Source organism: Kitasatospora sp. NEAU-CNBT7 (assembly GCF_057220535.1).
In genome coordinates, this window is record NZ_JBXQQB010000003.1 from 413,928 (window position 1) to 427,212 (window position 13,285).

Annotated in this window: 14 protein-coding genes and 1 pseudogene; 8 read left to right on the top strand and 7 right to left on the bottom strand. The window is 75.9% G+C overall.

Going from position 1 to position 13,285, the window contains the following annotated elements:
• The first annotated feature begins 146 nt into the window (after window positions 1–146).
• Window positions 147–713 (top strand): LemA family protein, encoded by a 567-nt coding sequence (locus tag AC2TEW_RS06605; RefSeq protein WP_484622371.1) that lies wholly within the window; start codon window positions 147–149, stop codon window positions 711–713.
• A complete protein-coding gene (locus AC2TEW_RS06610; RefSeq protein ID WP_484622372.1) occupies window positions 713–2,350 on the top strand; it encodes a DUF2207 family protein in 1,638 nt (545 codons plus the stop codon). Before AC2TEW_RS06605 ends, AC2TEW_RS06610 begins: the two co-directional genes overlap by 1 nt.
• Here AC2TEW_RS06610 and AC2TEW_RS06615 read toward each other — a convergent pair.
• Window positions 2,244–2,495, bottom strand: a pseudogene (locus AC2TEW_RS06615) (hypothetical protein); the annotation flags it as partial. The gene AC2TEW_RS06610 and the pseudogene AC2TEW_RS06615 sit on opposite strands and share 107 nt — an antisense overlap.
• Window positions 2,496–2,658: 163 nt before the next feature.
• Here AC2TEW_RS06615 and AC2TEW_RS06620 point away from each other — a divergent pair.
• Complete coding sequence (locus tag AC2TEW_RS06620) at window positions 2,659–3,072, top strand: hypothetical protein (protein ID WP_484622373.1); 414 nt, start codon at window positions 2,659–2,661, stop codon at window positions 3,070–3,072.
• Between the two features lie 82 nt (window positions 3,073–3,154).
• On the opposite strand, the gene AC2TEW_RS06625 is transcribed toward AC2TEW_RS06620, so the two are convergent.
• Window positions 3,155–3,616, bottom strand: a complete 462-nt coding sequence (locus AC2TEW_RS06625; RefSeq protein WP_484622374.1) for a VOC family protein — start codon at window positions 3,614–3,616, stop codon at window positions 3,155–3,157.
• 96 nt (window positions 3,617–3,712) lie between these two features.
• On the opposite strand from AC2TEW_RS06625, the gene AC2TEW_RS06630 reads away from it, so the two are divergent.
• Entirely contained in the window at window positions 3,713–4,831 is a 1,119-nt protein-coding gene (locus tag AC2TEW_RS06630) for a helix-turn-helix transcriptional regulator (RefSeq protein WP_484622375.1), read from the top strand.
• Between the two features lie 51 nt (window positions 4,832–4,882).
• Here AC2TEW_RS06630 and AC2TEW_RS06635 read toward each other — a convergent pair whose 3' ends face one another.
• Window positions 4,883–5,275, bottom strand: a complete 393-nt coding sequence (locus tag AC2TEW_RS06635; protein ID WP_033826019.1) for a nuclear transport factor 2 family protein — start codon at window positions 5,273–5,275, stop codon at window positions 4,883–4,885.
• Between the two features lie 166 nt (window positions 5,276–5,441).
• Entirely contained in the window at window positions 5,442–5,834 is a 393-nt protein-coding gene (locus AC2TEW_RS06640) for a GvpU-like protein (protein ID WP_484622376.1), read from the bottom strand.
• Between the two features lie 60 nt (window positions 5,835–5,894).
• Between AC2TEW_RS06640 and AC2TEW_RS06645 the strand changes: the two genes are divergently transcribed.
• Window positions 5,895–7,262 (top strand): mycothione reductase, encoded by a 1,368-nt coding sequence (locus AC2TEW_RS06645; RefSeq protein ID WP_484622377.1) that lies wholly within the window; start codon window positions 5,895–5,897, stop codon window positions 7,260–7,262.
• 88 nt (window positions 7,263–7,350) lie between these two features.
• On the opposite strand, the gene AC2TEW_RS06650 is transcribed toward AC2TEW_RS06645, so the two are convergent.
• Window positions 7,351–8,454, bottom strand: coding sequence for a hypothetical protein (locus AC2TEW_RS06650; protein ID WP_484622378.1), 1,104 nt, complete (start codon window positions 8,452–8,454; stop codon window positions 7,351–7,353).
• Window positions 8,455–8,709: 255 nt separating this feature from the next.
• Between AC2TEW_RS06650 and AC2TEW_RS06655 the strand changes: the two genes are divergently transcribed.
• Complete coding sequence (locus tag AC2TEW_RS06655; RefSeq protein WP_484622379.1) at window positions 8,710–9,048, top strand: DUF1232 domain-containing protein; 339 nt, start codon at window positions 8,710–8,712, stop codon at window positions 9,046–9,048.
• A 31-nt stretch (window positions 9,049–9,079) separates the two neighbouring features.
• On the opposite strand, the gene AC2TEW_RS06660 is transcribed toward AC2TEW_RS06655, so the two are convergent.
• Window positions 9,080–9,784, bottom strand: coding sequence for an SDR family NAD(P)-dependent oxidoreductase (locus AC2TEW_RS06660; RefSeq protein WP_484622380.1), 705 nt, complete (start codon window positions 9,782–9,784; stop codon window positions 9,080–9,082).
• Window positions 9,785–9,932: 148 nt separating this feature from the next.
• On the opposite strand from AC2TEW_RS06660, the gene AC2TEW_RS06665 reads away from it, so the two are divergent.
• On the top strand, window positions 9,933–10,532 hold the full coding sequence (locus tag AC2TEW_RS06665) for a TetR/AcrR family transcriptional regulator (RefSeq protein WP_484622381.1): 600 nt from the start codon (window positions 9,933–9,935) through the stop codon (window positions 10,530–10,532).
• A 51-nt stretch (window positions 10,533–10,583) separates the two neighbouring features.
• On the opposite strand, the gene AC2TEW_RS06670 is transcribed toward AC2TEW_RS06665, so the two are convergent.
• The gene (locus AC2TEW_RS06670) at window positions 10,584–12,149 is read right to left on the bottom strand and encodes a CYTH and CHAD domain-containing protein (protein WP_484622382.1); all 1,566 of its coding nucleotides are present in this window, start codon (window positions 12,147–12,149) and stop codon (window positions 10,584–10,586) included.
• 261 nt (window positions 12,150–12,410) lie between these two features.
• Between AC2TEW_RS06670 and AC2TEW_RS06675 the strand changes: the two genes are divergently transcribed.
• A complete protein-coding gene (locus tag AC2TEW_RS06675; RefSeq protein ID WP_484622383.1) occupies window positions 12,411–12,872 on the top strand; it encodes a hypothetical protein in 462 nt (153 codons plus the stop codon).
• Window positions 12,873–13,285: the final 413 nt, after the last annotated feature.

The window sequence follows — 13,285 nt, forward strand, 5'->3', positions numbered from 1 at the left end:
GGCCCCCGCCCGGCCGCGGCGGGGGCCTCAGTGCCGTCCGGCCGCCGGATATGCCGGTCCGGAATGTCCGACAGCTGATCTAGGATCACCTCGATCGGCCGACCGGCCCGATCGGTGGAGCAGGAACAGGTCCGGAGCAGAGCGCAATGGGTGTCATCGTGGGTGCGGGGATAGCGGTACTGGTGCTGGCGCTGGTGGCGCTCGGACAACTGGTCCGGACCTCCAACCGGCTGGTCCGGCTGCGCAACCAGACCCAGGCGTCCTGGGCGCAGATCGACGTCCAGCTCCGCCGCCGGCACGACCTCATCCCCAACCTGGTGGAGACGGCCAGGAGTTACGCCGAGCACGAGCGCGGCGCCCTGGAGGCGGTCACCTCCGCCCGGGCCGCCGCCGTCGCCGGCTCGCTCGGCGCCGCCGAGCGGGCGGAGGCGGAGAACGCGCTGAGCGCCGGCCTCGGGCGGCTGCTCGCGCTGGGCGAGGCGTACCCGGAGCTCAAGGCGGACCGCCGGTTCGCGATGCTGCAGACGGAACTGGTCGCCACCGAGGACAAGATCGCCTACGCCCGGCAGTTCTTCAACAGCGCCGTGCAGAGCTACAACACCGCGCTGGAGACCTTCCCCACCAACCTGGTGGCCGGCTTCGGCGCGCACGTCCGCCAGGACTACTTCGAGACGGACGCCGCCGTCCGCACCGGCGACGCGGTCGCGATCTGATGGCCGGCACCACTCCTCCGCTGTGGACCGAGGTCACCCCGTCGGGCCCGCTGCCCGACTGGCTCACCGGCACCCAACTGGTGTGGGCCGCCGCCGCGGTGTTCGCCCTGTGGCTGCCGGCCTTCGCCGTGGCGATGCTCAGGACCCGCAACGGCGCCGTCGAACCGGACCCCGCCACCCAGGAGCTGGGCGCCGACCCCGAGTCACCGGCGCTGGTCAGCCTCCTCGGCGACCGCTGGCGGTCGGTGCGCAACGCCGCGCCGGCCATCCTGCTCGACCTCGCCGCACGCGGGCTGATCGAACTCCGCCAGCCCGGCAACGACCCCGCGGGCAGCACCGTCCACCGGGGACGCCGCCCGTCGGGCCCGCTCACGCCGTACGAGCAACTGGTCCTCGACCGGGTGGCGGGCCAGGCGGGTGCCTCCGGCGCGCCGATCGGGGCGATCGCGTTCCGCGGGGAGCGGTCCGCGGCCGCGTGGAACCGCGCCCTGCGCGGCGAGATCATCGCGGCGGCCCGCCGCCAGGGCCTGTCCCGGGCCCGCCTGTCCGCCCGCCTGACCGGCGTGCTGCGGGGCGTCGGGGCCGTTCCGGGGATCCTGCTCGGCCTCGCGGTCATCGCCGCCGAGCACCGGGTGGACGCGCCGCGCGCCCTGGCCGCCTTCGCCGTCCCGGCGCTCGCCGTGCAGGCCCTGCTCGCGCTGGCCAGGGGCGAGCGGTCCACACCGGCCGGCCTCGCCCGGGCCCGGCACTGGTCGGGCGTGGAGTCCTGGCTGCGGGCGCACGAGGAGTTCGCCGCGCTGCCGCCCGCCTCGGTCGCCGTCTGGGGCCGCTACCTCGCCTACGGCACCGCGCTCGGCGTGGTCAGCACCACCGGCCGCCTGCTGGGCTTCGACTCCGGCGACCGCCGGCTGGTGTGGTCCGCGTACACCGGCACCTGGCGCCAGGTCCGGGTGCGCTACCCGCTGCTGCGGCCGGCGTTCGGCGGGACGCCGGGCCGGCTGCTGCGGGTGGCGGCCGGGGCGGCGAGCGCCGCGCTCGGCCTCGCCCTCTTCGCCCACGTGCGCACCGCGGACTGGGTGACCAACCCGGCTCCGGGCGAGAACAAGGACGCGCTGCTGATCGGCGGCGGCTGGCTGTTCCTGCTGCTGCTCGCGCTCGCGGTGGCCGGGCGGCTGACCGTCGTCCGGCTGATGCTCCTGCTGCCGCTCCTCGGCGCCGTCGAGTTCGCGAGCACCCACGGATGGCTGCTGCACGCGCTGGACCACCGGGGCCCGCTGCCCGGCGAGACCGTCGCCATGGCCGTGCTCGGCGCGCTCACCGTGCTGTACCTGGTGCTGGCCGTGGCCGACGGCCGGGCGGCCCGGACGGTGACCGGCGAGGTGCTGCGGGTGGAGGCCGCCCGCACCCGGACCGGTGCCCACCACCTCGCGCTGGACGAGGGCGGCACGGACCGCACGGTCGCCTGGGCGCTCCCGCGCACGCTCGCCGCGTACCCGCCCGGCACGGCGGTACGGCTCTCGGTCTCCCCGGTCACCCGGACCATTCGCGCGCTGGAGGAGGCCGCCGGACCGGACGAGCCGGACGCGCCCCTCCGCGACTGGCTGTCGTACGCCGAGCCCGGCCCGGCCGGCGGCTGAACTCCCCAGGCGCGTCGGCCGACCGGGCGGGCGCCGGGGCCGACGGTCGAGGCAGTGGCCGGGCGTGTACGGGGGTGTCCGGCATGGGCGGGTGCCCGCTGCTCAGGAGGCGGGCCACGCCGTTCTGGGTGATCTCCACCCGGACGGTGCCGACCGGGCCTCGGCAGGGCCGCCGCCCGGGTCCACCCGGGACCGGGCGGCAGGCTGACTGATGGTCATCTCATAGGGCCACCAGCTTGGTTGCTCCGTGTACTGTCGGGTAACCTGACTGCCGATCACCCCGGCCACCTGCAGAGACTGGATCTCCCATGCGCAACCACACCCGGGCGGGCGCCGTCCTCGCCGCGTCCTTCCTCGCCGTCGCGGCCCTGGCGGTACCGGCCTCGGCCGCCACCGACGAGCCGGCCGCCGTCGCGGCCCGCAACGCCGGTCCGTCCTGCACCTCGCTGTCCAACGGCTCGCTCTGCGTGGGCATCATCGACGGCGGCCGCACCGTGAACATCGTCTACGGGAAGACCGGCGGCTCCGCGATCACCGTGAAGTTCGGCTACCGCAAGGGCAACACGACGCACCTCAGCAACGCCTACACGATGAAGAAGGGCGACACCAAGACGTTCCAGTTCAAGAACCAGGACCTGGGCTGCAGCACCATCTACGGCGTCCTCGCGGTCGAGGGTCAGGGCAACTTCGAGACGCCCGGCCTGCACAACACCGGCTGCTGACCCCCGCCGCCGGGGCCCGCCGTCCGCGGCCCGCCGTCCACCGCCCGCCGCGTGCCGTCCACCGCGGCGGGCGGCTCCGGTCTCAGCGACCGAACTTCGCCCGAGCGGCCGGGGTGACCGGGGTGAAGAGGTTGACCAGGTTGCCGTCCGGGTCACGCAGCAGCAGCGACCGGTTGCCCCAGGGCATCGTGGTGGGCTCGTTGACGAACTCCGTGCCCTGTCCCGCCAGCGCCGCGTGGAGCGCGTCGACGTCGTCGACCAGGAATTCGAGGATCGCGCTGCGGTTGGCAGCGGCCTCGGCCGAGCCGGGTGCGAAGAGCGGGACGGTCCGGGTGCTGCCGATGGCCAGCGTGGCCGCTCCCGCGGTCCCCGCCGTCGCCGCCGACCCTTCCGGCCCATCCGACCCTTCCGACCCTTCCGACCTCGGCGTGATCTCGGCGAAGTCCTCGGTGCTCCAGACGGCCGCCGTCCCGGTGACGCGTTCGTAGAACTCGACGAGGCGTGCGACGTCCTCGGTGATGACGCGGATGGAGATGAGGTGCATGGTGTGGCTCCCTGGATCGAATGAGTGGGCGACACGGACCACGCTAGAGCGGATACCGGACGGAATCCGCCCGGTATTCGCGAGAGAATCCCCGGTATGTCCAAACCGACCTCCCGCGTCCTCGCTCTGCTGGAACTCCTCCAGTCGGGCGGCCTGCGGACCCTCGCAGAGCTCGCCGACCGGCTGGAGGTGGACGAGCGCACGGTCCGGCGCTACATCGCGCACCTGATCGAGCTGGATGTCCCGGTGGTCTCGGTACGCGGCCGGTACGGCGGCTACCGGCTCGGCCCCGGGTACCGGATGCCCCCGCTGATGCTCAGCGACGACGAGGCCGTGGCGGTGGCGCTGGGGCTGGTCACCGGACCGGCGGGAGGGCCGGGGGGAGAGCCGGGGGCGGCCGCCACGGCGGCCGGGACGGCCCTGGCCAAGGTCCGCCGGGTGCTTCCCCGGCGATCGGCGGACCGGCTGGACGCCGTGCTCGGCTCGCTCGCCTTCACCGCCGCACCGCGCGGTGCCGACGTGGACAGCACGGTGCTGCTCGCGCTCGCGGACGCCGTCCGCCACCGCACACCGGTCGAGATCGGCTACACCGCCGCCGACGGACGGCGCAGCGTGCGCACGGTCCATCCGTACGGGCTGGTGGTCCACTCCGGCCGGTGGTACGTGTCGGCGGCCGACCCGGCCGTCGGCGAGGACCGGACCTTCCGGCTGGACCGGATCTCCGAGGTGCGCGGACGCCCGGGGACCTTCGAGCCGCCCGCCGGACCGGACCCGGCGGCCCGGGTCATGGCCGGGTTCGCGGAGGCCGCCTACCGGCACCACGTGGTGCTGCGGATCGCGGCGGCGCCCGAGCGGATCCGGACCTGGCTCCCCGCCAGCGTCGCGACCGTGGAAGGGCCCGCGGACCGCTCTGCGGACGGGCCCGCGGACCGGCCTTCGGACGGGCCTTCGGACGGGCCTTCGGATGGCGCGGGCGGCGGGTCTCCCGGGTGGTCCCGGGTGGAGCTCCGGGTCGAGCGGCTGGACTGGCTCCCGGCGGTGCTCGCCGCGATCGACGGGCCGTTCGTGATCGAGCAGCCGGACGAGCTGCGCGCGCTGGTCCTCGGGCTCGCCGACCGCCTGGCGTCCTCCGCCGGCCGGGACGCGGCGGGCGGGGTGCGACCGCCGAGTGGCGAGCAGCAGAGCGGTGAGGCGCGGCGGACCGGTGAGCAGTGATCGGCGTCCGGGGGCCGTCGCCGACGGGCGGCGGTCCCCGGACGCCGGAGGTCAGCGGGCGCTGCCGAGGTTGCGGTCCCCTTCGGCGCCTTCGAGCATCAGGGTGGTCTCCTCGACCCTGCGGAAGCGGCCGTCGGGGGCGAACTCGGCGAACAGGTACACCTCCATGCGGACGGTCGACCCGTCGACCTTGGTGACCGTGACGGTGTGGCGGTCCGCGTAGCGGTCGCCGTCGACGAGTTCGTCGTGGACGGTGACGGTGCCGTGGGCCACCACTTTCCGCAGGTGGGCGATGTGGGTGAGGAACCCGGTCCGGTCGTCCCAGCGCCCGTCGGTGCGCTGACGGTAGTCGGGGGCGAAGTGCCGGTCCGCGGCCTCGTCGAGGTCGAGCCCCGGGGTGAGGAGCAGGTCGGTGAGGGCGGCGCGGATGTCGGTGCGGTTCACGGGGGTTCCCTTGGATGCGCGGGGAGTGCCCCGCATGACTGACCGGGCGGAGTGGACGGCTGCCCGAGGTACGGCCAGGAACTGTACCGGAATAAGCGTGCCCTGCACACGCTCATTTCGGCGGGTGCGGGGCGTCCGGCTGCCTTCGCCGGGTTCTCGTCGGGTGCTACTGGTCGGAGTAGCTGAGGTCTCCCACCGTCCAACTGCTCACTTCCGCCAGGGCGATGCGGTACATGCCGCCGGTGTGCGGCAGGCCGAAGCTGCCCTGGAGGATCCTGGCGAGGTGCAGGTGGAGGTGGGTGATCTCCCCGGTGCGCGGCCCGGGCGTGCCGGCCGGGCCGTCCGTACCGTCGGCCGGGGCCGCGAACAGGGTGCCGAACGGTTTCAGGTGCTCGGAGGTGGCCAGGACCTCCGCGACCCGCTCCCGCCACACGCTCTCCGGGGCGAGCCGGCCGGTGATGACCGCGCCGGGGACGACGACGGTCAGTGGCATCTGATTGCTGTGCTCGGACTCCACCATCGAGGCGATTGCGACGAGCAGCTCATCGGGGTGCGACATGGGCCCGAGGATAGCCGCTGGCTCCGGCGTCCGTGCGCCGCCCGGGGGTAGCCTCCGGACATGCGGCACCATGATCTGGTCGTCCTGGGCGCGGGTTCCGGCAACGCGGTGATCGACGACCGCTTCCGCGGCCTCGACGTCGCCATCGTCGACGAGGGACCGTTCGGCGGGACCTGCCTGAACCGGGGCTGCATCCCCAGCAAGATGCTCGCCCACACCGCGGACGTCGCGGACACCGTCCGGGAGGCCGGCCGCTTCGGGGTGGACGCCGCCCTGTACGGCCTGCGCTGGCCGCAGGTGCACGACCGCGTGTTCGGGCGCCTCGACCGGGACGCCGCCGAGGGTGAACAGGGCCGGCGCGCCTCGGACTTCGTCACCGTGTACCGCGGCCGGGCCCGCTTCACCGCGGAGCGCACCCTCGTGGTGACGGCCGGCCGGGACGAGGTCCGGATCCGGGCCGACCGGGTCGTCGTGGCGGTCGGCAGCCGCCCGGCGGTCCCGCCGCCCGTCCGTGACAGCGCTCTGCCCTACGAGACCTCGGACACGGTGATGCGCCGCCGGACGCCGCCGCGGCACCTGGCCGTCCTCGGCGGCGGCTACGTCGCCGCCGAGCTGGCCCACGTCTTCCACGCGGCCGGCAGCCGGATCACGGTCATCGAGAAGCACTCGACCCTGCTCCCGGCCCAGGACGAGTCGGTGTCCCGGGCGTACACCCGCCTCGCCGCCGCGCAGTTCGACGTCCGCACCGGGGTCGCGCTCACCCGGCTCGACGGCGAACCGGGCCGCCTGCGCCTGCACCTGGACGACGGCTCCGCCGTGGAGGCCGACACCCTGCTCGTCGCGGTCGGCCGGATCCCGAACAGCGACACCATCGACGCCGCCCGGGGCGCGGTCGCGCTCCGGGACGACGGGCGGATCGTGGTCGACGCCCACCAGCGGACCACCGCCGAGGGCGTCCTCGCGCTCGGCGACGTCTGCACCCCCGTCCCGCTGAAGCACGTGGCCAACCGGGAGGCCCAGGTGGTCGCCCACAACCTGCTCCACCCCGACGACCCCATCACCGCCGGCCACGACGCCGTGCCCGCCGCGGTCTTCACCCGGCCCCGGATCGCCCAGGTCGGCCGCACCGAGCAGGAGTGCCGGGAGCGCGGCCTCGACTACCGGACCGCCACCCGCCGCTACGCGGACACCGCCTACGGCTGGGCGGCGGAGGACACCACCGGATTCTGCAAGGTGATCGCGGACCCCGGCACCCGCCGCCTGCTGGGCGCCCACCTCCTCGGACCGCAGGCGCCCGCCCTGATCCAGCCCCTGGTGGTGGCCATGAGCCTCGGCATCGACATCCCCACCCTGGCCGGGACCCCGTACTGGATCCACCCCGCACCGACCGAGGTGGTGGCCAACGCCCTGCTCGACCTCGGCCTCTGAACCCTGCGCGCGACGGCCGGAGCCCGGGTCCGCCACGGAGGGCGGGGCCCGGGCTCCGGCCGTCCGCACGGACGCGGGCGGCGACGGGTCAGACGACCGGGGCCGCGGGTCCGCCGGCCGGACGCCTGCGGCGGCGGGTGGCGGCATGCGTGAGCGCCAGCGCCACCAGGGCGGCTTCGCAGACCAGCGCGGCGGGCACCAGGTAGCTCTGCCACTGCGTCAGATCGTCGGCGAGGTCCGGGAAGACGAGGCTGCCGGAGATCAGGTAGCCGGTGATGGCGGACCCGCCGACGGCGGCTCCGGCGATCCAGACCCAGGGCGCGTCGCGGAGGACGAGCAGGACGGCGAGGAGCAGGCACAGCGCCGCGACGGCGGTGAACACGGCGTCCGCGACCGGGTTCTGGCCCCAGTGCGGGAGCACGAGCGGCAGATGGAGCGCCCCGGTCGCCAGGAGCGCCACGGCCGCCGGCCACCGCAGCGGCGAGCGCGTCCGGTGGCCCCGGACCCGTACCGCGGGCCGCGGCGCGGCCGCCCGCCCGGGCGCCCGCCCGTCCGCGGACCCGGCGGGGAGCCCGGCGTACGGGGCCGGTGCCGGTGCCGCCGTGGCCGGGGCGGACAGCGCGGACGGCTCGAACGGCGCCGAGGGCCCGCACAGCCCGGACGGCTCCGGCAGCTCGACCGGACCGGTCGGCCGGAGCACGTCGGGTACGGGCTGCAGGAGTTGGGCGAGATGGGCGACGTCGGCGACCGGGCGCAGCGCCGCCGCGTCGCAGAGCGCGGCCCGGATGCCGCTGTCGGGTTCCGCGGCCAGCAGGACGGTCAGGCCGGCCACCTCGTCCGGGGGTCTGGTCAGCACCGCCGTCCGCAGGATGGCATCCGCCCCGGCCCGGTCCCGGGGCCGCAGCAGGGCGAGCAGCCGGACCAGCTCCTCGACCGGCCGGCCCGCCAGCGCCCGGTGCAGGGCCGGGGTCAGGGTCGGTGTCCGGTCCGGCTCCAACTGGACCAGCAGGTCGGCGACTTCCTCGACCGGACGGCAGGCGGCCGAGTGCATCAGCGCGGCGGCGAGGTCCTCGCCGGGCGGGATCGCAGGGAGCAGGTTCGCGCCGGGAGGGTCGGGGAGAAGGTCGAGGTCGGGGGCAGGTATGACGCCCGTCCCGGCGTTGGGCGCGGGAAGGGACAGCGGGCGAACCATCAGGTCTCCTGGATCGGTGGAACGACGAGTCGAAGGAAGGACGAGCCGGCCGGCCGCCTCGACGGGCGGCGCGCATGCGAACGGCCAGGTCCGATACCCAGCCTGTGCCCAGGCCCGCCCTACGCCACCCGGACGCGGTCAAACGGGCGACGGCCCGCCGGCCCGGGCCACCGGCCGGTCGGGGAGATCGGCAGACCGGTGCGATTGGGCGGCCGGGCACGGGGCAGGCGAGGTGGTGAACGGAAGGTGATCGGGGTGGACGGTACGGATGTGTTCTGGTGGCTGGCCGGGGCGGTCGTCGTCGCCTCCCTGGCCGTCGCGGCCGTCCTGGCGGTCAGGCTGGTCCGGGCCCGCCGACTGCTGCGCTCGTCCGGTGTCCCGATGTCGACGAAGGTCCTGTTCTGGGCCTCCCTCGCCTATCTGGTCTGTCCCGTGGACCTGCTGCCGGACCCCGTCCTGCTGGACGACATCGGCTTCCTGCTCGTCGCGCTGGGCTCCGTGCACAAGGCCGCCCTCCGGGCCGGTGCCGGACCCGCCGCCCGGCGGGCGGACGGGTCCGACGGCCCGGGACCGGAGCGGCCCGGGCCGTGGTGAGGCGTCCCGGCGCGGGAGGCCTCACCCCCGGTCACCACGGGACGGTCTCGCCGTGGCGGTCGAGGAACCGCAGACCGGGGAGGCCGGCCTGGGCCTCGAGGACGTCGACGACGGCCGGGATGCTCTGCCGGGGGAGGAGGGGCGCGTCGGGGCCGCCGAGTTCGGTGCGGTTGTGGCCGGGGTCGATGAGCAGCTTGGTGCGCCCGTCGTCGGCGTAGCGGGTCGCGTAGCTGCGCATCAGCTGGTTGAGCGCGGCCTTGCTCGCCTTGTAGAGCTCGTAGCCGTCCTCGGTGTTCAGCGAGATGCTGCCCTGCTCGGAGGACATCACCGCCACTGTCCCGCCGGGTGCGACGGCTCCGCGCAGCGCCTCCAGCGCGCGCATCGGGCTCAGCGCGTTGGTGACCATCACCTCGGTGAACATCTCGGTCGGGACCTCGCCGATCGGCAGGTTCCCGCGGTCGATCGCGGCGTTGACGAAGAGCAGGTCGAGGCGGTGTCCGGCGAGCCGGCCGCGGAGCGCCGCCAGCTGGTCGGGGCTGGTCATCTCCAGGGATTCGATCGTCAGGCGCCCGTTCCGGGCGAGGGCCACCGCGTCCAGCTCGCTGCCGGCGCCGCGCGTCGTGGCGATGACCTGCCAGTCGCGGCGGGCGAGTTCGTCGGCGAGCACGAGGCCCAGCCCTCGGGAGGCGCCGATGACGAGCGCCCGGCGGCGGTGCGGGGTGACGGGGACGGACATGGGCGTTCCTTCGCTGTGGGGAGGCATGGCGGGGACCCGCCGTGCGATTCGCCGCGCGGCGGAACCCCAGACTAGACGCAACGTCTCGTCTAGACGAGACGTTGCGTCCAGTTCGGTTCCGGCCGTCGGGGCGGGTAGGGTGTGCGGCATGTCCGCCCCGAACCCTCCGGCCCCGCGGGCGCGGTCCGGCAGCCGGCGCGACGAAGCCGCCCGGCTGGCCGTGCTCCACGCCGCCGACGACCTGCTGGTCGAGCACGGCTTCGGCGCCCTGACCGTCGAGGCCATCGCGCGCCGGGCCGGCGTCGCCAAGCAGACGATCTACCGCTGGTGGCCGTCGAAGACCGAGATCCTGCTCGACACGCTCATCGAGGACAGCGACAAGCGCCTCCCCGTTCCGGTGGACGGGTCCGGTGTGGAGGGCATCCGCGCCTACCTCCGCGGGTTCGCCCGGTTCGTCACCCGCGACCCCGCCGGCAAGGTCCTCCTGGCGCTCCTCGCCCAGGCGCAGCACGACCCCGGCACGGCGAAGACCTTCCGCCGGCGCTACCTCGACCCCCGCCGCGGCCTGGAACGCGAGATGCTCGCCCGGGCGGTCGAGGCCGGGGAGGTCGCGCCGAGGCTCGGGCCCGACGCCACGATCGACGCGCTCGTCGGCCCGATCGTCTACCGCGCCCTGACGGGGGCGAGCATTCCCCGCGGCCTGGTGGACACCCTGGTCGAGGACCTGCTCAGGCCGGCCTCGGGCTGAGCGCCCGTCCGCCCCGGTCGGTCCGGTGCGGTACGGCCGAACGGCCCGCCGTCAGTGGCCGAGCCGGTCGGCGGCCTCGGCCGCCTTCTCGACCTGGCGCGGGGCGTCCAGCCGCTGCCGGGCGTAGAGGACGCCGAGGCCGAAGACCGCGGCGCCGTCGGGCAGGGGTGTGGCCGCGGCGAGGTCGGCGAGTGCCCGCTCGCCCATCACACCGTCCTGGTGGGCCCCCAACGGCCTCTGGATCCGCTTCATCCGGTCGACCGTACGGCCGGCGGGGCCGCCGACGAGTGAGCCGACGCTCTCCGCCGCGTACCGGGCGCGTTTGGCCGCCTTGCGGGCGCGGTGGAGTTCCCCGTCCCGCCGCGAACCGGGCGGCAGGGCGAGGGCGGTCCGCAGCCGGCGGGCCGTGCGCCGCCGCTGCTTGCGCAGCATCCGGCGGGCTTCCGAACGGCCTTTCGCGGCCCGGCCGTTCAGCGGCGGCCGGGTGGCGAACCGCTCGAGTTCGTCCAGCAGCGCGTAGTAGCGGCGCCCGTCCATCACCCGCAGAACGGCCCGGTGTGCCTTCCGGTAGCGGGCGTCGAACCGGACGCGGATCTCCGCGCCGACCGCGGCGGGGTGGGCGGCGGGCGGCAGCTCCGCCGCCTGCTCGCCGAGACGCTGGGCGAGCACCTCGGCGTCCCGGGCCCCGCCCAGCGCCCGGCCGAGCCGCCGGAGTTCACGGTCGAGGTGGTCGGCCGGGGCCCGGTCGAGGATCCGCCGGTGCGCGGCCAGCGCACTGCGCAGCCGCCGGACGGTCACCCGCATCCGGTGCACGGAGTCCGGCTCGTCCATCCGTACGGCCGGGTCGAGCTCGCGCAGCGCGGCGGCCTGGGCCCGCAGGCAGTCGGTGAGCGCCGCCCCGACGGACCCCGGCCGGGCGCCGCCGCCGGACGGTTCGGCCGGGCCCGGTACGGGGCGGGCCGGGGTGGCCGCCAGGCGGTCCGCCAGGGCGCGGCCGAGTTTGGACCCGGCCGAGGACTGGTGGAGCCCGCGCCGGAGCAGTCGCGCCTCGATCTCGTCGAGCAGCGTGCGGTCCCCGGCGGCCAGCTCGACCTCGGTCTCGACCCAGGTGGTGGTGGACCGCCCGGCGGGACGGCCGTCGGAGCGGGCCGGAGCCCCGAGGAGTTCCGCGGAGACGGTGTCGCGGGTCAGTTCCGCCAGGGTGCGGTCGCGCTTGTCGACCAGCAGGGTCAGGTCACGTCTGGTCCGCAGATGGGCGACGGGGGCCACCTGCTCGCCCCGGGCATCGGCGCGGGTCCGTGCGACCAGCTCCGCGGGCAGCCGGCGGGCGTCGCCGTTGCGGCTGCCGTCCGGTCCGAGGGGCAGCCGGGTCTCCGTCCGGCTGCCGTCGGGCCCCGGCGTCTTCAGGTGCCAGCCGGCATCGGGTCCGCCCGTCCGCCGGCGCAGGGTGATGCCCCGGCGCAGCAGGTGCAGGTCGGGGGTGTCGTAGTAGACGGCGTCGAGCTTCAGGGTTCCGCCGGCGCGCAGGCGCGCGACGTGGGACAGCCCGGCCGCCGTGAGCGGCCGGTCCACGGCGCCGTCGTACTTGCGTTCGATCTCCTCGTGCACAGTCGCCATACCGGGTCGTCTGCCCGGGTGCGGTGGATCGAACCGCCCGTCGCCGGGCGGGCCGGTGCCGCGGCCGTCCGGGTGTGCACGGCCGTGCCGAGGGCAGGCGCGGGCCCGGGACCGAGGGGCGGCGGCGGCTCCGGTACCGCCGGTGGACCGGCGGTACCCGGGTTTGCCGCGTCGTTCACGGGCAAGGCGAGCGGGCGGCGCGGCGTGAGCGTGCGCCGCGTCCGAGTCAGACCGTCCCGCACCGACCGGAGGCTGGTAGCGATGAAATCCGAAGACGACGACCGGCTCGGCGGGCCCGAGGCCCGCGGCAGCGCCGCGCACCCCGGGCTCGGCACGCCCGTACCGGACGACCCGGAACTGCTGCTCGGGGACGCCCTGGCCGCCCAGGACCTGCTGGGCGTCGGGCCGACCCCGCCCGCGGACGTGCCCGCGGACGTGCCCGCGGACGACGGCCACTCGCTGCTGGAGCGGGCCCGCGAGTCGGTCGGCCGGGTGACGGCCGCGGCCGTGCACGCCGGTGATGCCGGCCTGGGACGGGTCCGGCACGCCGCTGAGCAGGCCGCCGGGCGGGCCGCCGAGCGGGCCCGGTTCGGGGAGCCGCCGATGGCGTTCCAGGACTGGCCGGCGCCCGGGCGGCCCGTCCGGCGCAGCCCGTACCTGCTGGGCGCGGGGCTGACCGCGGGGGTGCTGATCGTCTGGGCGGTGCTGCGGCGCCGCCGCTGACCGGTCGGCCTCCCGCTGCCCGCCGCCCCCACCCGTCGGAACCGTCGGAGGAGTGTCCGAGATGATCCGTCCGAGTGACCCCGTCCCGCCGAACCCGACCCCCGCGCCCGGCCCCGGCGGCCCCGGACCCGGCCCGCTGCCAGGCCCGGCGCCGACGCCGGGCGGACCCGACCCGGTGCCGCCCGAGCCCCGCCCGGAGCCCGGGCCGCCGGAGCCCGACCCGTGGCCGCCCGTGCAGCCGCCCCCGCTCCCCGGCCCCGAACCGGCGCTCCCGCCCGCAGCCGCGGGCTGACGGGCAACCGGGACCCCGGTCCCGGCCACCGAGATCCCGGTCACCGAAAGCGGCGCCCGACGCGCGAGTTGCGTCGGGCGCCGCTTCCCCATCCCCAGACCCCCCCCCCCCCAACCCCTTC

What these genes read in the sequence shown, in the direction of transcription:
- AC2TEW_RS06675 (WP_484622383.1), top strand. Translation starts at nt 12,411, where the DNA reads ATGAAATCCGAAGACGACGACCGGCTCGGCGGGCCCGAGGCCCGCGGC.
- AC2TEW_RS06620 (WP_484622373.1), top strand. Translation starts at nt 2,659, where the DNA reads ATGCGCAACCACACCCGGGCGGGCGCCGTCCTCGCCGCGTCCTTCCTC.
- AC2TEW_RS06625 (WP_484622374.1), bottom strand. Translation starts at nt 3,616, where the DNA reads ATGCACCTCATCTCCATCCGCGTCATCACCGAGGACGTCGCACGCCTC.
- AC2TEW_RS06630 (WP_484622375.1), top strand. Translation starts at nt 3,713, where the DNA reads ATGTCCAAACCGACCTCCCGCGTCCTCGCTCTGCTGGAACTCCTCCAG.
- AC2TEW_RS06640 (WP_484622376.1), bottom strand. Translation starts at nt 5,834, where the DNA reads ATGTCGCACCCCGATGAGCTGCTCGTCGCAATCGCCTCGATGGTGGAG.
- AC2TEW_RS06645 (WP_484622377.1), top strand. Translation starts at nt 5,895, where the DNA reads ATGCGGCACCATGATCTGGTCGTCCTGGGCGCGGGTTCCGGCAACGCG.
- AC2TEW_RS06660 (WP_484622380.1), bottom strand. Translation starts at nt 9,784, where the DNA reads ATGTCCGTCCCCGTCACCCCGCACCGCCGCCGGGCGCTCGTCATCGGC.
- AC2TEW_RS06670 (WP_484622382.1), bottom strand. Translation starts at nt 12,149, where the DNA reads ATGGCGACTGTGCACGAGGAGATCGAACGCAAGTACGACGGCGCCGTG.
- AC2TEW_RS06610 (WP_484622372.1), top strand. Translation starts at nt 713, where the DNA reads ATGGCCGGCACCACTCCTCCGCTGTGGACCGAGGTCACCCCGTCGGGC.
- AC2TEW_RS06665 (WP_484622381.1), top strand. Translation starts at nt 9,933, where the DNA reads ATGTCCGCCCCGAACCCTCCGGCCCCGCGGGCGCGGTCCGGCAGCCGG.
- AC2TEW_RS06605 (WP_484622371.1), top strand. Translation starts at nt 147, where the DNA reads ATGGGTGTCATCGTGGGTGCGGGGATAGCGGTACTGGTGCTGGCGCTG.
- AC2TEW_RS06650 (WP_484622378.1), bottom strand. Translation starts at nt 8,454, where the DNA reads ATGGTTCGCCCGCTGTCCCTTCCCGCGCCCAACGCCGGGACGGGCGTC.